This window comes from Methylobacterium sp. BI1, assembly GCF_056680125.1.
The window spans coordinates 91,154-110,073 of sequence record NZ_CM155267.1 but is presented as its reverse complement, the minus strand read 5'-3'; the positions used below and the strand labels follow the sequence as shown (position 1 = coordinate 110,073).

Sequence of the window (18,920 nt, the reverse complement as noted above, 5' to 3'; positions counted from 1 at the left end):
GGTCTGGAAGCCCCGAAAAATCTCAGGAACGGGTCGGGTTGACCCGCGGGTCGGCCCGGAGCCGCGCCACCGCGAGATCGATGAAGGCCCGCACCTTGGCGGGCGCGCGCCGCCCCTCGGGGCTCACCACGTGGACCGGCATCACCGCCGCCTCCGGATCGTCGAGGACGAGGCGCAGGCGGCCTTCCGCCAGGGCCGGGGCGACCTGATAGGACAGGAGGTGCGCGAGGCCCTGGCCGGCCAGGGCCGCCGCCAGGACGGAATCGATGGTGTTGCAGGTCAGCCGGGGCCGCGGGGCGGCGGTCCCGAAACCGAGGCTCGCCGAGCCGATCACGGCGTGGGCGCGCAGGTCCCGCACCGTCCCGGGCGTGCCGTGCCGGTCGAGGTAGTCGGGTGCCGCGCACAGCACCCGGCGGACGGTGCCGACCCGGATCGCCGCGAGGCCGGAATCCGCGAGGGGGCCGATCCGGACGCCCACATCGGCACCCTCCTCGATCATGTTGACGATCCGGTCGAGGAACAGGGCCTGCGCCGCGACGGCGGCGTGATGGTCCAGGTATTCGGTGATCACCGGCAGCACGTAGAGGCGGCCGAACTGCACCGGCGCCGTCACCGTCAGCGTACCGGAGGGCGTGGCGTAGGAGCCCGCGGCGGCGGCCTCCGCCTCCGCGATCTCCGCCAGGATGCGCCGGCAATCCTCCAGGTAGCGCCCGCCCGCCTCGGTGAGCTTCACCGAGCGGGTGGTCCGGGTCAGGAGCCGCGCCCCGATCCCCGCCTCGAGGGCGGCCACCGCCCGGGTCACGGCGGGCGGGCTCATGTGAAGCTGGCGCGCCGCCGCGGCGAAGCCCCCGCCCTCCGCGACGCGCACGAAGACCCGCATCGCCTGCCACCGATCCATGCCGTCCCCCGCCGCCGCCGATTATTCCATTCTGCGGAACGGTGGCTTGCGGGGAAAGCGCATTCTCCCCGGGTGGGTGATGGTCTTGAATGCGGATGACGCCGGTGCCCGGCTCGGGTGCCGCCCCTGTCCCCGAGGAGACCTTCCATGAAGCTGTTCCACGTCGCCCTGTCCGGCCACGCCCACCGGGCCCGGCTGTTCCTGTCCCTGGTCGGCCAGCCCTGCGAGATCGTCGAGGTCGACCTCGCCCGGGGCGCGCACAAGGCGCCGGACTTCCTGAAACTGAATCCCTTCGGCCAGGTGCCGGTGCTCGTCGACGGCGAGACGGTCGTCCCCGATTCCAACGCCATCCTGGTCTACCTGGCCAAAAGCCTCGGCCGCACCGACTGGCTGCCGGAGGACGCGGCCGGCGCGGCGCGGGTCCAGCGCTGGCTCTCGGTCGCGGCCGGCCCCATCGCCTTCGGTCCGGCGGCCGCCCGCCTGATCACGGTGTTCGGCGCCGCCTTCGACGCGGACGAGGTCATCGCCCGGGCCCACGCCATCCTCGGCCGCATCGAGGCCGAACTCGCCGGCCGGTCCTGGCTCGCCGCCGACCACCCCACCATCGCGGACGTGGCGCTCTACAGCTACGTCGCCGCCGCGCCGGAGGGGAACGTCGACCTCGCCCCCTACGGCGCCGTCCGCGCCTGGCTCGCCCGCATCGAGGCCCTGCCGGGCTTCGTGCCCTTCCCGCAGACGCCGGCCGGCCTGCGCGCCGCCTGAGCGAGACCCTTTCCGCAGGAGAACGAACATGTCTCCCACCGACTCCCCCTCCCGCGCTCTCCCGGACATCCACCCCACCCCGCCGTGGCACGCGGGCGAAACCGCCATCCAGGCCCATCTCGGCGTTGCCGAGCGGATGGCCGAGCTCGGCCCGCGGGTGATCCGCGACCACCTGATCGAGCAGCACCGCACCTTCTACCGCCAACTCCCCTACGTGGTGCTGGGGACGGTCGACCCGGACGGCGAGGCCTGGGCGACGTTGCGGACCGGGGCGCCGGGCTTCCTCGACGCGCCCGACCCCGGGCACCTGCGGGTGCGGGCGGCGCCCCAGCCCGACGATCCCGCCGAGGCGGGGCTCGCGGACGGCGCCGCCCTCGGCCTGCTCGGGATCGACCTCGGCACGCGGCGGCGCAACCGCCTGAACGGCACGGTGATGCGCGACCGCCCGGACGGCTTCGCGATCCGTGTGGCGCAGAGCTTCGGCAACTGCCCGCAATACATCCGGGTCCGCACCGATCCGGAGCCGGTCCCGGCGGCGCCGGCCGCGCCCCAGGTCTCGCATCATCTCGATGCGGAGACCCGCGCCCTGGTGGCGGATGCGGAAACGGTCTTCGTGGCGAGCTACGCGATCGGCGCCGACGGTACCCGGCAGGTCGACGTCTCGCATCGGGGCGGCCCCGCCGGCTTCGTCCGGGTCGGCGCGGACGGGGTCCTGACGGTGCCGGATTATTCCGGCAACCGGTTCTTCAACACTTTAGGCAACATGCTCGCCAACCCGCGCGCCGGGCTCCTGTTCATCGACTTCGCCACCGGCGACCTCGTGCAGATGACCGGCCGCCCCGAGGTCGTCCTCGACGCCCCCGACCCCGCGGACCTCCCCGGCGCCGAGCGTCTCTGGCGCTTCACGCCCCGCACCCTGGTCCGGCGCCCGGGCGCCTGGCCGCTGCGGTTCGGTGCGCCTACGGCACGATCTCGATGAGCGGCACCCGCGGGATCTCCCCGGCGGCGAAGGCCGACAGGTCGACGGTGAGGTCGTCGGTGTCGAAGCGGACCGGTACGTCGAAGGCGAAGCCCGCCGTCACCCGGGCGCCCCTGGCCGGCACGGCGTCGACCGTGAAGGTGAGGCGGCCGGTGGCGGCCTCGCAGGCGACCTGGGCGGCCGGCACCGCGACGCCGTTCACCGCCACCCGCACGCTCTCGGCCACCGGCTTGGCGATGGTCCGGCGATAGGGCGCGGGCCCGGTGCCGTAGATCTTGGCGAGCTGGAACACGCGGGTCGCCCCGTCCCCGAGGCCGAGGAGCTGGTCGGTGGCCGCGATCGGGCGCGAGGGCGGCCCGGACGTCGCATCGACCCGGTCGCGGTAGCGGAAGCCGTAGAGCCGGCCCCGCCGCTCCTCGAAGAAGCTCAGCACCGCGTGCAGCGCGTCGAGGGTGCGGATGCCGAAGCCGGCATCGTAGCGCCGGCGGGAATCGGCCCAGCGGCTGTTCCGGTGCTCGCGGCCCGAGGCCAGGGTCACGATCTCGGTGAGGCGGCTCGGGCCGCCGCTGCCGCGCAGGGCGACGTCGAGGGGGAAGCGGACCTCGTGGAAGTCGCTCGGCGGGTCGTCGGCCATGGTGGGGTCCTCCTTTTGCCTCACAGGCCGCGTCGGCCCCGGGCCACCGCCCGGGCGAGGCCGGCCGCCACCTGCGCCTCCGAGCGGCGGAAGCTCTCGAGGTCCGGTGTGGAGATGTGGATGGTCACGGGGGCGGCCCCCTGCCCGCCCGTCGCGACGCCGAGCCGCCCGTCGCTGCCGCGCTTCAGGGGCAGGATCGCCTCCGGCCCGGCCTCGCCCATCAGGCCGAGGCCGTCGCGCATGGGAAAGTAGGTGGGCGCGGCCACCACGCCGCCGGCCGCGAAGGGACGCACGCGGCCCTGCTGCAGCACGCCGCCGCCGGCAAAGGCCGTGTCGGCACCGCCTGCGCCCGACCCGATCAGGCCGTTCACCAGCCGGGCGATCCCGGACTTCACCGGATTCAGCGCCGCCGTGAGCGCCATGCCGGAGAGCTTGGTCGCCAGGGTGCCGAGCACGCCGTCGAGCTGCCGACCGGCCCCGACATTGAGGCTCAGGGCCTTCGACAGGCTCTGGCCGAAGCGCTGGGCGAGGCGGTCGAGGGTCTCCAGCTGCCGGGCGCGGGCCGCGGCGCTGCGGTCGGGGTCGGTCTCGGCCATGGCGGGGTGCCTCGCATCAGGTCGGGTCGGGGAAGCGGGCGATCAGGTCCCGCAGGTCCGCCCCGTCGAGGGCGGTGCGGGACCCGGTCAGGCCGGCGGCGGCCATCAGTTCGCGCGGCGTGGCGCGCCAGAAATCGCGCGGGCGCCAGCGCAGCCGGGCGAGGCCCAGCGCCAGCACCGCGTCCCACGGGAAGGCGGAGGGCGGCTCCGGCGCGGTCCCGCCCGTGGGGCTCAAGGGTCTTCGGGGGCCTCCCCGAAGGCGGCGGCGAGCACGGCGCCGAGGGCCGTCCCGATGGCGTCGAGGTCGCCGGCCAGCGGCAGGGCCGCGACGGCGTCCGCGTCGAGGTCGTGGCCGCCGCCCCGGAGCGCCGCGCCGAGGAGGGCGATCAGGTCGCGGCTCTTCAGCCGCCCGTCGCCGAAGCGGGCGGCGAGGGCGGTCAGGTCGGCGGCCCCGAGGGCGTCCTCGAGGTCGGCCAGGGCCCCGAGGGTGAGGCAGAGGGTGTAGCGCTCGGAGCCCAGGACCAGGGCCACCTCGCCGCGCCGGCGGTTGGCCATCAGGCGGCCGTGAAGGCGAGGGCGCCGGCCGAATCGAGGGCCATGTCGAAGGTTACCTCGCCGGCATGGTCCCCCCGGTATTCCAGGCTGGTGATCTGGAAGGCGCCCTCGAGGGTGCCGAAGCCCGGCACCACGATCTGGTAGGTCTCCAGGGTACCGTCGAAGAAGACCTGCCGCAGGCGGGCATCGGAGGCCTCGTCGCGGAACACCCCGGAGCCCGAGAGGGCGGCCCGGCGTATTCCGGCCCCGGCCAGGAGCTCGCGCCAGCGCCCAACGGAATCGGCGTTGGTCACGTCCACCGTCTCGGCGTTGAAGGCGATCTGGCGGGCGCGCAGGCCCGCCACCGCGAGGAAGCCGCCGCCGTTGGCGATGCGGATGAGCAGGTCCTTGCCGCGTTGGGCTGCCATGGGAGGGCTCCGGGGCTCAAGGGGTCAGGCGGAGAGGCGCTCGGTGATCGCCCGCAGGGTCAGGGTGGCGCGGGCCTCGCCGCTGGCGGGGTCGCGCCGCACCGCGATGGCCTCCAGGTCGAGGCGCACCAGGGCGTGGCCCGAGAGGACGAGGGGCGCGTCGTGCAGCAGGTCGGCCATGCGCTCGGCGGCATCGACCGCGCTGCGGAGCGCGCCCGGCCGGGCGAAGACCGTCAGGCCGAGGGCGTGGCGGTGGCGCCGGGCGCCGTCCACGGAATCGTCGCGGATCTCGGCGTCCCCGAACAGGGCGTAGACCGGCCCGACGCCCCGGGGCGGCTCGTCGGCGAGGCGCAGGGACCCGCCCATCAGCCGCGCCAGGGGCGCGTCGGTGGCGAGGTAGGCGAGGATGGCCGCGCGCAGGGCCAGGAGCGGACTGGTGGGCGACGGGGCGAGGCTCATGCGGCGGCCCCGGGGCCGCGGTCTTCGGCGCCGAGTTCCTCGACCTGGCAGACGAGGTCGCGCCGGCGCCCGTCCGGATCGCCCGCGCTGCGCACGGCGAAGCGGCGCGGGCCGCTGGCGAGCCGCATCGCCGGCGTGATCGTGGGGCCGAAGCGGAACCGGACCCGGTGGGTGGCGACCGCCTCGGCGCGGCCGAAGCGGAGCCGCTCGACCGGGCGCAGGGGCTCGATCGCGCCCCAGAGCAGCGGGCCGGCCTCGAACCGGCGCACCACGCCGCCGAAGCCGTCGGACGTCTCCACGGGACGTTCGAGCACGAAGCGGCGGCGCCGCGCGCCGATGGGCACGCGGGGGAGGGGCTGGCGCATGGCGGTGATCTCCGGAGAGGGGCGCTACAGCCGCAGCCGCCGCAGGGGCGCGACCAGGGCGGCGAGGGCGGGCGGCGGGACGTCGTCGCCCGGTCCGTCGCCGCGATGCTCGAAGGCGTGGGCGACGAGGAGCCGGATCGCCTGGGCCAGGGCCGGCGGGATCGGCGGGCCGGCGCCGCCGTAGCCGGCATCGACCTCGATCAGGGCGGCGCGCCGGTCGAGGGCCGGCACGGCCGGGTCGACGACGAGGCCGGGCGCCTCGCTCCCGTCCGGGCCGAGCCGGACGAGGCCGGCGGCGAGGTCGGTGACGGTGCCGCCGGGATCGACCAGGCCCGCCCGGGCCACGGCCACGAGGGGGCTGAGCGGCAGGGGCAGCCAGCCGCCGGCGGGCCAAGCCGTGAGCATCAGGCGATAGCGCCCCGGCGCCAGGATGCGCCGGCTGGCCGCCTCCACCTGCGCCCGGGCCGCCGCGATCAGGCGCTCCACCAGGGGGTCCTCGGCGCCGCCGTCGTCCGGGTCGAGGCGCAGGACGCCGCGCATCTCCGCCAGCGTCACCGGCTCGACGAAGGCGCTGTCGACGCGTATCGGGGTCATCGTCGTCTCCGTGTGGGTGGCGTCCAAGAAAGAGATCGCGATGGCGCGCAACGCTGGCCGGACCCGCCGCGCGGCCCGCCCCGGGGGCCTGATTTTGCCCGGAACCTTGCCCGGAGCCTTGCCCGGAGCCCTGGCTGGAGCCCTGCCGGGAGCTTTGCTGGGCGCCCTCCTGGGCCTGGGACCGCAGGCCTCCGGGCCGGCCGGCGCCGTGGTGGGCGGCCGCCCCGCCCCAGAGGCGGCGGGCTCGGCCGTGATGGTGCTGTCCTCGAACGGCGGCGTCTGCACCGGCATCGTCGTGGCCCCGGACGCGGTGCTCACCGCCGGCCATTGCGTGGCCGCCCGCGCGGAGCACCGGGTGCACTACAAGGACGCGGCCGGCGCACCGGTGCTGGCCGAGATCGCGGCCCGCGCCCTCCACCCCGGCTACGATTCGGGCGCGGTGGCGGGCCGCCGCCGCTCCATCGACCTCGCCCTGGTGCGCCTGGCCGCGCCCCTGCCGGGCCGCTTCGTGCCGGCCCCCCTCAGCGCCGCGCTGCCGCGGGCGGGCGAGCGCCTGACTCTGTCGGGCTACGGCGTCGCCGCCGCCGGGGACGCCCGCAGCACGGGCACCTATCGCAGCGTCGATCTCGGCGTGATCGAGCCCTACGGACCGAGCCGCATCCTGGTCTGGCTCGGGGCCGGTCCCGGCGGCGCCAGCGCCTGCCAGGGCGATTCCGGCGGGCCGATCGGCGCGGGGCCCGCCGTCCTCGCCGTCTCCGCCTGGGCCGCTGGCAAGGCCTGCGGCGGCGTCTCCCAGGGTGTCCTTCTCGGGCCGCAGCGCGACTGGATCGACCGGACCCTGTCGGGCTGGGGCAGCGCCGCGCGCTGGTCCGGGGCCTGAACGGGTCTCCGGATGACGAAAGGTCCGCGGAACCAGAGCTTGGCCGAGCCATTGCCTTCCGATAGGCTCCACGCCGTTCTCGTCCAGAACATCGCCGGACGCGGGAGAGACACGATGTTGCCGACCGCGTTGCGCAAGGCCGCCCCCAGCAAGAAGGCCGCCCCCGGCAAGGCTGTGCGCCCCAAGACTCGTCCCACCCGCCGCCTCCGGATGGGAGCGGCGGTGCTGGCCGCGGCCCTCGGCGCGCTGGCGCCCCTGCCGGCCCTGGCGGTGATCAACGGCGAGGTCTCGCGCGATCCCAACGGCCTGCGCGCCTCGGTGGTGCGGATCGAGAGCACCCAGGGCGAGATCTGCTCGGGCACGCTCATCGCCCGCGACCTCGTGCTCACCGCCGCCCACTGCGTCATGCATCAGGCCGGCTACAGCGTGGTGGCGGTCGACCGGGCCTTCCGCCAGCGCCGCATCAACGCCATCGCCTTCGCGATGCACCCCGATTTCGTGCCCGGCACCACGCCGGAGGACCAGCCGGGCATCGACCTCGCGCTGATCAAGCTCGCCGAGCCCCTGAGCGGCGATTTCCAGCCCCTCGATCCCCGCGGCGGCGCCATCAACACCGGCGACCCCGTGGACATCGCGGGCTTCGGCGTGGTCGCGGAGAACCGGCGCAACACCGCCCGGACCCTGCGCCAGGCCCATCTCGTCTCCATCGGCTCGCTCCAGGTCGCCAACCGGGTCACGGTGGTCACCGACCGCCGCCGCATGGCCGAGACGGCGGGCGCCGGCGCCTGCCTCGGCGATTCCGGCGGCCCGATCCTGCGCGGCGGCCCCGGCGCCTACCAGATCGTCGGCGTGGTGAGCTGGTCCAGCGGCGCCATGCGCCAGGACCGGAAGGCCCGCACCGCCTGTGGCGGCTTCACCGCCGTGACGCCCACCGGCGAGCATGCCGGCTGGATCAACGCCCGCGCGGCCGAGTTCGCCCGCATGCCTTCCGGCGCCGCCATCGGCGCGACCCGGTCGGACTGGATGGCCAAGCCGGGCCGGCGCTAGGCCGGCGCCCGGCGGCTTCGCCGACGTCCTACGGGGTCGGACCGGGCTCGGCCGGAACCATGCCCGTGCTGCGGATCGCCGCTGTGGTCCGATCCGAGGCGAGGAACGCCGTCAGTTGCCGGGCGGCCGCGACGTGGCGCGCGCGGCGCAGAAGGGCGGCGCTGAAGGTCTGGACGAGCTGCACCGCGTCGGGGAGCGGCCCCACCACGGTGATGCCCGGGATGGCGACGAGTTCGCTGACCGGCCCCAGGGCGATGTCGGCCTCGCCGGCGGCCAGGGCCGCCGCGGATTCCGTGCCGCGCGCCACGACCAGCGCCCGGACCGTGTCGGCGATCCCGAGCCGCGGGAACACCACGTCGCGCAGGAAGAGGCCGCTGGTGCTGCCCGGCATGACGACCCGGCGTGCCGCCGAGAGGCTGCGGGCCAGGGCCGCGGCGCTGCCGATCTCCGGCGCCGGCGTGCCCGTGCGCACCGCCGCGGCGAGCGGCGCGCGCGCCAGCGCCACCGACGAGCCCGCGGCGATCCAGCCCGCCTCCGACAGGTCGTGCAGTCCCTCGTCGGAGAGGATCACCACGTCGACCGCGGCGCCGTGCTCGAGCTGATGGCGCATCGTCTTCGGACCCTGGCCCTGCGAGGCGCCCGACAGGGTCCGCACGCGCAGGCCGGTCATCGCCGCGAAGGCCGGCAGCACCGCCTGATAGGCCAGGGCGAAGCCGCCCGAGATCATGACGGTCAGGTCATCGGCGCCGTCCGATACGTCTGCCATGGGATCACTGCCGGATATCAGAACCTGTCGGGTTCCGTTCCCTAACGCCTGCCGGGCCTGTCGTCATGCAAAGGCTCGGGCCTGATCCTGGCAACGGTCTTCGCTCGTCCAAGCAGGCGCCCCCGGGCCCGGAGACCCGGGGGGCTGCGCTCACTGCGCGAAGGACAGGAGCTTGATGGCGTCGAAGTCCTGGACGCCGCCGCCGACGCGCTTGGTGGTGTAGAACAGCACGTAGGGCTTGGCCGAATAGGGGTCGCGCAGCACCCGCAGGCCGGCGCGGTCCACCACGAGGTAGCCGCGGCGGAAATCGCCGAAGGCGAGGGAGAGGCTGTTGGCGCCCATGTTCGGCATCGCCTCGGCCTCGGCCACGGGGAAGCCCATGAGGGTGGCCGCGCGGTCGGCGGCCAGGGGCGGCTGCCACAGGTAGTTGCCCTCCGCGTCCTTGAACTTGCGGATCGTGCTCTGCAGGCGCCGGTTCATCACGAAGGTGGCGTTCTGGCGGTAGCCCGCCCGGAGGCCGTAGACGAGATCGAACAGCACGTCGGACGGGTTCGAGGCCGCGAAGCCGCCGGACACGCCCGTCGCGACGGTGCCGATCTTGCCCGGCACCCAGGCGGTGTTCGCGACGGTGTCGTAGGTGAGGAAGCCGCGCGGGCGGCTGACCCCGTTGCCGGTGACGAAGGCGATGCCCTCCTGCTCGGCGAAGGTCGTCTCGACCTCGTCGGCGAGCCAGGAATCGATGTCGACGACGGCGTCGTCGAGGAGCGTCTGCGTCGCCGCCGGCATGGCGTAGAGCTCCATCGCCGGGAAGGTCAGCTCGGACAGGAGCGGCGTGTCGGTCTGCGGCCGCGGCGCCGTCTCGGCGACCCAGCCCGAGACCGCGTCGCGCACCGAGACCGCGCGCTTGTACTGCCCGCCGGAGATGACCCGGACCGTGGCCAGCGCCCGGATCGGCGACAGGTTGGTGAGGCGCGACAGCACCATGCGCTCGACCTCGGCCGGCACGAGGTAGCCGCCGTCCGGGCCGGAGCCGGCCGAGAGGGCCTTTTCCTCGAGCCGCTTGAGGCCGCCGCTCTCGCCGGCCCGGACATAGAGGTCGAAGGCCGCCTTGTGCTCGACGCTGGCCCCGTCGCGGGGCGCCGGGCCGCCCTGTCCTGTGCCTTGTCCCAGGGGCGGGCGGCGGCCGTCGAGGCTGAGGCGGTCGAGGCGGCTGCGCGCCGTATCGAGGGCGGCGTCGATGCGGGCGAGCTTCTCCTCCGTGAGCACGTCGCCGGGGGCGCGGCCCTCGATCGCGGCCAGCCGCGCGTCGTTGGTCTCCTTGAAGGCCTCGAAGGCACGGGCGAGCTCGGCCATGGCGGTGCTCACCGCCGGATCGTTCGGGGCCGGATCGTTCGCGACACGGCTTGCGGCCTTGTCCTCCAGGGGCGGCAGGGCGCCCTTCACCTCCGGGGCGTGCGGCGTGGCGGCGTGGGTCTCGAACGGAACGGGGACGGTCATGCGAACCTCGCGGGGCGGGCGGGCAGGATGGCGGCGGGCCGGGGCCCGGGCCGGGTGAAGGGGGAGGCCGCGCGCCGGGGCGGCGCCATGCGGTGGGCGAGGGCCCGGATGTCCTTTGCCAGGGCGGCTTCCCGCGCCAGGGAGGCTCCCTGCGCCAGATCGCTGCCGGCCTGGACCGGGGCGGCGATCCGCGCGCCTGCCTGGAGCGGAAAGGTGACCAGGGAGATCTCCCAGAGGTCGATCGCCTCGAGCCGGCGCAGGCCGCTGCGCTGGGGCTGCGCCCGGACCGTGCGGAATCCGATGGAGAGCCCGTCGAGGCCGCCCGCGCCGAGCAGCGCGTCGAGCTCGCGGGCGCGCTGGACCGCGAGGTTGAGCTGCCCCGCCACCCGCAGGCCGCGGCCGTCCTCGCGCAGGGCGAGCCAGCGCCCCACCGGCTCGGCCGGATCGTGCTGCCAGAGCATCCGCACCCCCGCGACGCCCCGCGCCGCCAGGCTCGCCGCGAAGGCGCCCGGCGCCACCACGTCGCGCCCGAGATCGGGCACGCCGAACAGGCTGGCATAGCCGGTGAAATGGCCGTCCATGGGAGACTCCGCTGACAAGGTCCGGTGACAGGCGGCCAGGCGCGGGATATTCTCCGGCGCGTTCGAGGATATCCGGAGGGCGCCGATGCCGCTCTACATCAAGGACGACCGGACGGCGGCGCTGGTCGCGCGCCTCGCCGAGGCCGCCGGCGTGACGAAGTCGGAGGCGGTCCACAGGGCCGTCTCGGCGGAGCTCGCCCGGATCGACCCCGGCGTGCCCCTTCGCGAGCGCTTCGCCGCCCTGCGCGCCCGCCATCCGTTGCCGGCCCCCACCGGCGCGGCGGCCGACAAGGCCTTCTTCGACGACCTGAGCGGCACATGACGATCTTCGTCGACGCCTCGGCCCTGATCGCCATCATCACCGGCGAACCGGAGGCCGATGCCTTGAGCGACCGGCTGGAGGCCGACCCGGATCGCCTGTGCTCCGCCCTCTCCGTCTGGGAGACGGTGGCCGGCCTCGTGCGCAGCTACGCCTTCACGGTGGCGGCGGCGCGGGCGCAGGTGCGGCTCTACCTTGAGGCCGGCGCGATCCGCTTCGTGCCTCTCGGAGAGGCCGAGTCCGATCTCGCCATCGCGGCCTATGACCGCTTCGGCAAAGGGCGGCATCCGGCCGCCCTGAACATGGGCGATTGTCACGCCTATGCCTGTGCGCAGGCCCATGGCGCGACCCTCCTCTACAAGGGTGAGGATTTCGCGCGGACCGACCTCGCTCACCCCTCGGGTACCGGCCCGTAGCCCACCGCCTCGCGCTTCTCCGCCTCGGTGAGGAAGTCCGCCGCCTGGACCCGGCGCCACAGGCTCTCGCGCTCGGGGGCCAGGGCCTCGATGGCGTCGAGGTCGGGCTCCAGGCGGGCGGGGCCGAAGGCCGGCTCCAGCCAGTGGGCCAGGGCCTCGGCGGTGCGGCGCACCAGGGGGATCACGGTCTGGCGGTAGAAGGCGCGGTTGGCCTCGGCGTAGTTGGCGTGGGTGTTGTCGCCGGGCAGTCCGAGCAGCAGGGGCGGCACCCCGAAGGCGAGGGCGATCTCGCGGGCGGCCCCGCTCTTGGCCTCGACGAAATCCATGTCCTTCGGCGAGAGCGCCAGGGGCTTCCAGTCGAGCCCGCCCTCCAGCAGCAGGGGCCGCCCGGCATTCCCGGCGCCCTGGTAGTTCGCCTCGAGCTCGCCCTTGAGCCGGGTGAACTGCGCGTCGCTCAGGGTCGAGCCGGCGGCCGTGGCGAAGACCAGGGCGCCCGAGGGCCGGGCGGCGTTGTCGAGGAGCGCCTTGTTCCAGGCCCCCGCCGCGTTGTGGATGTCCAGGGCGACGGCCGCCGCCTCCATCGGCGAGAGGCCGTAATGGTCGTCGGTGGGGTGGAACAGGGTGAGGTGCAGGATCGGCGGCACGCCGTCCCCGCCCTGGTCGAAGCGCAGGGTGCGGCCGCCCACCGCGTAGTCGTAGGCCACCGGCCAGCCGTCGGGGCCGGGCACCAGCCGCATCCGGTCGGGACGCAGGGCGTGGAGCTCGCGGGGCACGCCGTCGAGGCCCGTGGCCTGGAGGTAGGCGTTGCCCGAGACCATCAGGTGCCCGTAGAGCGATTCGAGCAGGGCCGCCCCGCCCTGGCGCGGGTTCGGCCGGGCCAGCAGCGCCGCCAGCGGGTGCGGCCCGGCGCTGCCCGCCCCCGTCAGCCCGAGGGGCAGGGCGGCGGCGGCCTCGGCCACCAGGCGCACGGACCGGTGGACGATGGCGTTGCGCTGGAAACCCGCCCGGGCCAGCGCCCCAATGTCCCGCGGCGTCCAGGAGGCCCGGCCCTCGCCGTAGAAGGCGACGCCGAGACCCGGCACGGGGGCCGCCTTGGTGTCGGGCGCGGCCCGGCGCACGAGCCGGGAGAGGAGGTTCGCCATCGGGGCCTCGCGGAAGCGTCGGTGCGGAAGGAGCGTCAGAGGCGCCGGATGCGCGGCTCGGGGCCGCTGCGCAGGAGGAGGTGCGTCAGGGCCCAGACCAGGGCGTCGAGGCGGTCCGGCGAGGCGCCGGAGGAGAGGCCCTCCGGCCCGAAATCGCAGAGCTCGTCCTCCAGAGCCGGCAGGGCGCCGACATGGTGGACGCGGCCTTGCGCGTAGAGCATCGAGACCGGCTCGGCCCGGAGATACTTGCCGCGGGTCGCCCGCACGGGGATCACCGGCACGGCGGCATCGACCTGGTGCAGCACGGCGGTGGCCATCTCGCCGCCCTGGTTGATCTCGACCACGAGGCTGTCGGCCGCGAGGCGGTGGTAGAGCGCCAGCGCCGTCGAGGCCCAGGCCTCGGGGGCGGCCTGGGCCAGGGTGGCGTCGGCCAGCACGTAGGCGTGGCCGGTGGCGTCGAGGCCGGCGGCGACGATCCCGCAGGCATCCGCCCCGGCCTTCGAGGAGGCCGGCGGGTCCACCGCCACGACGATGCGGCGCAGGGCCTCCGGCGCCGCCGGGACGCGGGCCGCCTCCAGGCGGTCGCGGCTCCAGAGGGCGTCGGCCCGGTCCGCGATCAGCTCGCCGTCGAGCTCCTGGCGCCCCAGGCGGGTGCCGGCGTAGCGCGCCACCACCGCCTCGAGGAAGGCCGGGGCGAGGTTCGCGGCGTTGTCGGCGGTGCGCGCCCGGCTGACCACGGTGCGGGGGTCGGCGAGAATCCGCCGCAGCAGCGGGATCGGCCGCGGCGTGGTGGTGACGAGGCCGCGCGGGCGGTGCCCCAGGCGCAGGCCGAACTGGATCATGTCCCAGGCGGCCTCGGCGTAGCGCCACTTGGCGATCTCGTCCGACCAGGCGGCGCCGAACTGGGGCCCGCGCAGGGAATCCGGCACCTCGGCCGAGAAGGCGAGGCCGACCGCGCCGTTGTCCCAGTCGAGGCGCCGGCGCGAGGGCGACCAGCGCGGCCGCTGCCCGGACAGGCCGAGGAGGCCGGAGGGCCCCTCCACCATCACGTCGCGGACATCCGCGAAGGTCTCGCCGACGAGGGCGATGCGCCCCACCGGCCGGGCGGTGAAGGCCGGGTCGCCGAGCGCCAGGGCGCGGACCCACTCCGCCCCCGTGCGGGTCTTGCCGGCGCCGCGCCCGCCGATCACCGCCCAGGTGGTCCAGTCCGGCAGGGCCGGGCAGGGCGGAAGCTGGTCGTCGCGGGCCGCCAGGAGCCAGTCAGTCGCCAGGGCCCGGATCTGGGCGGGGGGCAGGCCCGCCAGCAGGGCCCGCATCCGCCCGCTCGCCGCCGAGCGCCTCAGCGCGGCGCGCGATCTCCGCGCGCAAGGTGGGCAGATCGTCGGCGGCCCGCTCGTCGGTCGCCCGATCGCAGGCCGGGCCGTCGTTGTCGCCGGGCTCCGAGCCATCGCGTCCTCCCCGCCCGTCATCCGTGGTCTCGTCGAGGAGGCGCTTCAATCCGCCGAGGTCGCGCAGGACGCGGGCGCTGTCGAAGCCCGGAACGCCCGCCGCCCCGTTCAGGGCCGCGCCGAAGTGCAGGATCTGCCGGGCGATCTGCGCCCGGAGCGCCGCCCGTATCCGGCGGGGATCGGTGTCCAGGCCCAGGGCGCGCCCGACCTCGCCGGGCCGGCGCCCCTCCAGGCCGCACTGGGCGAACAGGGCCTCGGCGCGGTGCCGGGCCACGCCCAGGGCCTGGGCGAGGTCGCCGATGTCGATCCAGTCCTCCCGGTAGAGCCGGGCCACCGCCGCCCGCCGTGCCGGCTTCCAGCGCGCCGGGGTGAAGGCCGTGGAGGCCGTCGCCACCGTGGGGCGCCAGCCGTAGCGCTTGTTCCAGGTTCGGATGGTGGTGACCCGCACCCCGGTCTCGGCCGCGATGGCGGTGACGGGGCGCGCGGTGTTCCGCATGGCTGCCTCGACGGCCCCGCGGATCGATGCGACGATCGGCACGAGCTTCGCCATCGCCGCCTCCCTCGCCACTCACACTTCCTGAGCGTGCCCTGGTGATACCCCAGGAGCGTCGCGGTGTCAAACATAAAATCCTATTATCTGATTTTATTCGTAAAGGCGGGATCGCGAAGGTGCGTCTGTCGGAACGGGGCGGACGCCCATGTTCCGGACGATCCGGGGTCGACCGAGCCACTCGGTGCCCCCCGGTCCCACGCGCGATCCCGGCCCTGATCGGGACCGGCCGGACGGTCCGCCGGGATCAGGCGTTGAAGAGGCGGGCTCGGTTCGATCCTGGCGTTCATCGCCGCCTCGGCATCCAGAGGCGCACACGTTGATGCGGCGTCCGACGCGCGATTCGGGGCGGGAACCGAGCATGATCGAAAGCCACGCAATCGGTCCGACGCCGACGTTTCGAGAGCCCGCGAAAAGCACTGAATGGCATCATCCGGAACGAAATCACAATTTCGTCAACAGGGTTTTGTTAAGATGAATCATCCTGCCCGCCCAACAAGATGGTCCGAAGTCATCACCGTCGGAAGTCATCACCGTCCGAAGTCTTCCGATCGGACACCGGTGCGCAACGACGCATCAGAGGGAACAGGACATCATGCTCGCCCGCCTGCGTCGCGCCCGGATCAGCCCACCCCCCGCAGAGGAGGTCGTGCAGGAACCGTCGGCGCAGGCCGAGTGCGGACCGACCCTGCACGAGCAGGCCGAGCCGATCATCGGGCAGGTGGAGCAGGACCTCCACACCCTGGTCGGCGCCGTGCAGCAGGCCTCCGCCGAGGTCGGCCGCTCGATCCTGCAGGCCGGCACCTCCCTCACCGATATCGGCGCGCGCACCGCCGCCCTCGTCACCGAGACGCAGACCGTCGACGGCACGGCCGCGCTCCTGGCCCAGGCCGCCAAGGAACTGACGCAGGCCTCCGCCAACATCAGCGTCCAGATCCATCACGCCGCCGGCCTCCTGGATCGGGTGACCGGCGTGGTGGCCGCCGCCCAGGCCCAGATCGAGCACCTGCACACCGCCTCCGGTGAGATCGATGCTGTGGTCGACGTGGTCGCGGGCATCGCCAAGCAGACGAACCTCCTGGCGCTGAACGCGATGATCGAGGCCAGCCGCTCCGGCGAGCACGGCCGCGGCTTCGCGGTGGTGGCGCAGGAGGTGAAGGACCTCGCCGGGCAGACCGCCCGGGCCACCGGCCAGATCCGGGCCAGCATCACGCGCCTGCAGCAGGGGGCGGCCGACTCCGCCCGCACGGTGGGGGAGGCGGCCGGCCTCGTGGCGCAGGTCGGGCCGAAGTTCGTCGAGGTGGTGGCCGCCGTCGAGGAGCAGAACGCCTCCACCGCCGAACTCACCCGCTCGGCCGAGGCGGTGGCCGGTTTCGTCGGCCAAGTCGTCGCCAGCGCCGGGGCGATCCGCGCGCAGGCCCAGGCCGCCTCCGCCGTCAGCCTGGCGACGGCGGCCTCGTCCAGCACCGTGGACCGCCTGCATGGGCGCACCCTGGTGGTGCTGCGCACCAATCCCCTCGGCAACCGCCGCCGGCAGCCGCGCCTGCCCGTGGCCCTGGACGCCACCCTGCGGCAGGCCGGGGAGCGGCACCCGACCCGCACCGTCGATGTCAGCGAGGGCGGGTTCCTGGTCTCGCGCCCCGCCGCGATGCAGGCCTCGGTCGGATCGGAGTGGGAGGTCGAGACGGCGGAGCTGGGCCGTGCCGCGGCGCGCGTCGTCGGGGTGAGTCCCCTTGGCCTGCACCTGCGCATCCTCCGGGCGCCGGAGGGCTACAGCGCCGCCGTCGATCGGCTCACCGGGTCGGTCAACGCCCAGAATGCCGGCCGGATCGCACGGGTCCAGGCCGCCGCGCAGGAGATCGGCGCGGCCCTGGAGGCGGCGATCGGGCGGGGGAGCCTGAGCGAGGCGGCCCTGTTCGAGCCCGCCTACGAACCGGTCCTCGGCACCGCCCCGCAGCAATACCTCACGCCCGCCGTGCCGGTCCTCGAAGACCTGCTGACGCCGATCCAGGAACGGCTCCTGCAGGCCGATCCGCAGCTGAGCTTCTGCGTCGCCATGGACCGGAACGCCTATCTCCCCGTCCACAACCGCCTCTATGCGCAGCCGCAGCGGCCGGGGGACCTGGCCTGGAACACGGCCAACAGCCGCCACCGCCGGATCTTCGACGACCGCGCCGGCCTGATGGCGGCGCGGAGCACCGATCCGTTCCTGGTGCAGTCCTATGCGCGGGACATGGGCGGCCACCGCATGGTGCTGATGCAGGAGGTGGATGCGCCCATCCGGATCCGCGGACGCCACTGGGGCGGCTTCCGCATGGCCTACAACGCCGGATGATCGGCCGCGGCGGCCCGTGGAGCCGCGACCGCCGGCCGCGCGGAGAAACCGCGACGCTTCGGGATGATGCGGGTTGATCCGCCAATCTCAAATACAACTACAGTCATTGCCCAGTCTTTATTCGAGTATTATCTGGTTTAACCGAAATTTAAGCCGATATGTCTTAGATTTAGGCATGATCATCAAAGACGTAGTCCGACTGATTGCGCATCCGATCGTGTGGATCTGGTTCCTTGCTGCGATCTCGTACTTCGCAGCCGCCGCCTTGACGATCCATCTCACGAGCAACGGACGCGACATCGCCGCCATCTGGCCGGCCAACGCGATCCTCTTGGCTCTCCTGCTCGCACAGGCCCGGCCGCGCTGGGGCGCGGTGCTGAGCGCGGGCTTCGTGGCCGGCGTGGCGGCGAACCTGATCACCCGGGGGGCCCTGGCCGGGACGGTCCTCTACGGCCTCGCCAATCTGATCGAGGTCGGCCTGGCCGTCTCCCTCCTGCGGCGATCCGGCGGGGGCGAGGGCAAGGGCAAGGGCGAGGGCAGAGGCGAGGGCATCCTGCACACGACGGGCGCGGTGCTGCGCTTCATCCTGGTGGCGGGCCTGGTGGCGCCCGCGGTCAGCGGCATCCCCGGCAGCCTGACGGCCTTCGCCCTCTACGGCGAGCCCCTGCCCAAGGCCTTCGCCACCTGGGTCGCCAGCGACGGCCTCGGCCTCCTGGTCTTCACGCCCTTCCTCTCCACGGTCGTGCGGGGAGACTTCGTGGTCTGCTTCGCCCGGAAGAGCTGGCGCGAACGGGGTCTCTCGGCCGCGCTGCTGCTGCTGGTGGGCCTCGTCGCCTACGGCGTCTTCTTCCTCGCGACGCGGCCCCTGCTCTTCGCGATCTTCCCGCCGCTGATGCTCGTCACCTTCCGGGTCGGACGCCTCGGCGTGGAGGCCGCCGTGATGCTGGTCGCGGTGATCGGGGGCATCGCCACGATGCAGGGGCGCGGGCCGATGATCCTGATCGCCGCGGACGCGGCGACGCAGGCCCAGGCCTTCCAGGCCTTCCTGGCCGTGACGCTCCTGACTTGCCTGCCGGTCGCCGCCGAGGTGACGGCCCGGGCCCGCCTCACCGCGGCCCTGGCCGTGCACGGCCAGGAGATGACGGCCTCGGCGATCACCGACCCCCTGACCGGGACCCTCAATCGCCGGGGCTTCGAGGCCGAGGCGCGGCGCTGGCTGCGCGCGGAGGCGCCGGGGTCCCTCAGCCTGATCGCCGTGGATTTCGATCATTTCAAGCAGATCAACGACCGCTGGGGCCACCAGGCCGGCGACCAGGCGCTCCGGCACTTCGCCGCCCTGGTTTCGTCGCATGTCCGCGCCCGGGACCTGGTCGGCCGGCTCGGCGGCGACGAGTTCATGATCCTCCTGCCCCACAGCGATCTCGACCTTGCCCAGGGCGTCGGCGAGCGCGTCCGGACGGCCGTCGAGAACGCGCCGCTGGCCCTGGGCGGCCAGGCGGTGGCGTCCCTCAGCCTCAGCATGGGAATCGCCTCCGCCCGGTCGGGCGAGAGCTACGAGGACCTGGCGCGGCGCGCCGATCGCGCGCTGTACGAGGCCAAGGAGGCCGGCCGCAACACGATCCGGTGGGCGAGCTGAGCCGCGCCGCGCGCGGTCTCCGGGCCCGCGGGGGCGGATTCGGGCCCGCTCCCC

The 18,920-nt window shown here is 74.4% G+C and carries 23 protein-coding genes; 8 read left to right on the top strand and 15 right to left on the bottom strand.

The genetic code is table 11. The annotated features are described in order from the left end of the window. Positions 1-22: 22 nt before the first annotated feature. On the bottom strand, positions 23-898 hold the full coding sequence (locus AC1MGR_RS00510; RefSeq protein WP_480233333.1) for a LysR family transcriptional regulator: 876 nt from the start codon (positions 896-898) through the stop codon (positions 23-25). 147 nt (positions 899-1,045) lie between these two features. On the opposite strand from AC1MGR_RS00510, the gene AC1MGR_RS00505 reads away from it, so the two are divergent. Together AC1MGR_RS00505 and AC1MGR_RS00500 are read left to right on the top strand one after the other, a co-directional pair. Then, positions 1,046-1,660 carry a glutathione S-transferase family protein gene (locus tag AC1MGR_RS00505; RefSeq protein WP_480233332.1) on the top strand — a complete coding sequence of 205 codons (615 nt, stop codon included), beginning with the start codon at positions 1,046-1,048 and terminating at the stop codon, positions 1,658-1,660. A 28-nt stretch (positions 1,661-1,688) separates the two neighbouring features. Beyond that, positions 1,689-2,639, top strand: coding sequence for a pyridoxamine 5'-phosphate oxidase family protein (locus tag AC1MGR_RS00500; protein ID WP_480233331.1), 951 nt, complete (start codon positions 1,689-1,691; stop codon positions 2,637-2,639). Here the strand turns inward: AC1MGR_RS00500 and AC1MGR_RS00495 are convergent. The 8 genes from AC1MGR_RS00495 to AC1MGR_RS00460 are packed head-to-tail and all read right to left on the bottom strand — an operon-like array spanning position 2,620 to position 6,249. Then, positions 2,620-3,273 carry a phage distal tail protein, Rcc01695 family gene (locus AC1MGR_RS00495; RefSeq protein WP_480233330.1) on the bottom strand — a complete coding sequence of 218 codons (654 nt, stop codon included), beginning with the start codon at positions 3,271-3,273 and terminating at the stop codon, positions 2,620-2,622. The genes AC1MGR_RS00500 and AC1MGR_RS00495 overlap by 20 nt on opposite strands. A gap of 20 nt (positions 3,274-3,293) precedes the next feature. After that, entirely contained in the window at positions 3,294-3,869 is a 576-nt protein-coding gene (locus tag AC1MGR_RS00490) for a phage tail tape measure protein (protein ID WP_480233329.1), read from the bottom strand. Positions 3,870-3,885: 16 nt separating this feature from the next. Further along, a complete protein-coding gene (locus AC1MGR_RS00485; RefSeq protein WP_108037563.1) occupies positions 3,886-4,104 on the bottom strand; it encodes a phage tail assembly chaperone in 219 nt (72 codons plus the stop codon). After that, positions 4,101-4,424: a gene transfer agent family protein gene (locus tag AC1MGR_RS00480; protein ID WP_108037565.1), complete on the bottom strand. Its 324-nt coding sequence runs from the start codon at positions 4,422-4,424 to the stop codon at positions 4,101-4,103. The genes AC1MGR_RS00485 and AC1MGR_RS00480 overlap by 4 nt, the downstream gene beginning before the upstream one ends. Then, positions 4,424-4,831, bottom strand: coding sequence for a phage major tail protein, TP901-1 family (locus tag AC1MGR_RS00475; RefSeq protein WP_480233328.1), 408 nt, complete (start codon positions 4,829-4,831; stop codon positions 4,424-4,426). The genes AC1MGR_RS00480 and AC1MGR_RS00475 overlap by 1 nt, the downstream gene beginning before the upstream one ends. A 24-nt stretch (positions 4,832-4,855) precedes the next feature. Then, positions 4,856-5,290, bottom strand: coding sequence for a DUF3168 domain-containing protein (locus tag AC1MGR_RS00470; RefSeq protein ID WP_480233327.1), 435 nt, complete (start codon positions 5,288-5,290; stop codon positions 4,856-4,858). Beyond that, positions 5,287-5,655, bottom strand: a complete 369-nt coding sequence (locus tag AC1MGR_RS00465; RefSeq protein WP_480233326.1) for a head-tail adaptor protein — start codon at positions 5,653-5,655, stop codon at positions 5,287-5,289. Before AC1MGR_RS00465 ends, AC1MGR_RS00470 begins: the two co-directional genes overlap by 4 nt. A 24-nt stretch (positions 5,656-5,679) precedes the next feature. Then, complete coding sequence (locus AC1MGR_RS00460; protein WP_480233325.1) at positions 5,680-6,249, bottom strand: head-tail connector protein; 570 nt, start codon at positions 6,247-6,249, stop codon at positions 5,680-5,682. Between the two features lie 40 nt (positions 6,250-6,289). Here AC1MGR_RS00460 and AC1MGR_RS00455 point away from each other — a divergent pair, with 40 nt between their 5' ends. Further along, a complete protein-coding gene (locus AC1MGR_RS00455; RefSeq protein WP_480233324.1) occupies positions 6,290-7,129 on the top strand; it encodes a S1 family peptidase in 840 nt (279 codons plus the stop codon). 210 nt (positions 7,130-7,339) lie between these two features. After that, positions 7,340-8,176 carry a S1 family peptidase gene (locus AC1MGR_RS00450; protein ID WP_480234892.1) on the top strand — a complete coding sequence of 279 codons (837 nt, stop codon included), beginning with the start codon at positions 7,340-7,342 and terminating at the stop codon, positions 8,174-8,176. A 28-nt stretch (positions 8,177-8,204) separates the two neighbouring features. Here AC1MGR_RS00450 and AC1MGR_RS00445 read toward each other — a convergent pair whose 3' ends face one another. From AC1MGR_RS00445 to AC1MGR_RS00435, 3 genes are all read right to left on the bottom strand, one after another. After that, positions 8,205-8,942 carry a substrate-binding domain-containing protein gene (locus AC1MGR_RS00445; RefSeq protein ID WP_480233323.1) on the bottom strand — a complete coding sequence of 246 codons (738 nt, stop codon included), beginning with the start codon at positions 8,940-8,942 and terminating at the stop codon, positions 8,205-8,207. A 150-nt stretch (positions 8,943-9,092) separates the two neighbouring features. Continuing rightward, positions 9,093-10,295 carry a phage major capsid protein gene (locus AC1MGR_RS00440; RefSeq protein ID WP_108037812.1) on the bottom strand — a complete coding sequence of 401 codons (1,203 nt, stop codon included), beginning with the start codon at positions 10,293-10,295 and terminating at the stop codon, positions 9,093-9,095. A 140-nt stretch (positions 10,296-10,435) separates the two neighbouring features. After that, complete coding sequence (locus tag AC1MGR_RS00435; protein WP_480233322.1) at positions 10,436-11,020, bottom strand: HK97 family phage prohead protease; 585 nt, start codon at positions 11,018-11,020, stop codon at positions 10,436-10,438. 85 nt (positions 11,021-11,105) lie between these two features. Here AC1MGR_RS00435 and AC1MGR_RS00430 point away from each other — a divergent pair, with 85 nt between their 5' ends. Together AC1MGR_RS00430 and AC1MGR_RS00425 are read left to right on the top strand one after the other, a co-directional pair. Beyond that, a complete protein-coding gene (locus AC1MGR_RS00430) occupies positions 11,106-11,342 on the top strand; it encodes a type II toxin-antitoxin system VapB family antitoxin (protein ID WP_108037582.1) in 237 nt (78 codons plus the stop codon). After that, on the top strand, positions 11,339-11,755 hold the full coding sequence (locus tag AC1MGR_RS00425; RefSeq protein ID WP_480233321.1) for a type II toxin-antitoxin system VapC family toxin: 417 nt from the start codon (positions 11,339-11,341) through the stop codon (positions 11,753-11,755). Before AC1MGR_RS00430 ends, AC1MGR_RS00425 begins: the two co-directional genes overlap by 4 nt. Here the strand turns inward: AC1MGR_RS00425 and AC1MGR_RS00420 are convergent. From AC1MGR_RS00420 to AC1MGR_RS00410, 3 genes are read right to left on the bottom strand one after another with little or no spacing between them, the layout of a single operon-like run. Further along, entirely contained in the window at positions 11,731-12,897 is a 1,167-nt protein-coding gene (locus tag AC1MGR_RS00420) for a phage portal protein (protein ID WP_480233320.1), read from the bottom strand. The two genes, AC1MGR_RS00425 and AC1MGR_RS00420, sit on opposite strands and share 25 nt — an antisense overlap. Positions 12,898-12,932: 35 nt before the next feature. Beyond that, positions 12,933-14,213: a DNA-packaging protein gene (locus AC1MGR_RS00415; RefSeq protein ID WP_480233319.1), complete on the bottom strand. Its 1,281-nt coding sequence runs from the start codon at positions 14,211-14,213 to the stop codon at positions 12,933-12,935. Beyond that, a complete protein-coding gene (locus AC1MGR_RS00410) occupies positions 14,158-14,895 on the bottom strand; it encodes a MerR family transcriptional regulator (protein ID WP_480233318.1) in 738 nt (245 codons plus the stop codon). Before AC1MGR_RS00410 ends, AC1MGR_RS00415 begins: the two co-directional genes overlap by 56 nt. 595 nt (positions 14,896-15,490) lie before the next feature. On the opposite strand from AC1MGR_RS00410, the gene AC1MGR_RS00405 reads away from it, so the two are divergent. Together AC1MGR_RS00405 and AC1MGR_RS00400 are read left to right on the top strand one after the other, a co-directional pair. Then, a complete protein-coding gene (locus tag AC1MGR_RS00405) occupies positions 15,491-17,230 on the top strand; it encodes a methyl-accepting chemotaxis protein (protein WP_480233317.1) in 1,740 nt (579 codons plus the stop codon). A 217-nt stretch (positions 17,231-17,447) separates the two neighbouring features. After that, positions 17,448-18,866, top strand: coding sequence for a GGDEF domain-containing protein (locus AC1MGR_RS00400; RefSeq protein WP_480233316.1), 1,419 nt, complete (start codon positions 17,448-17,450; stop codon positions 18,864-18,866). Positions 18,867-18,920 lie beyond the last annotated feature (54 nt).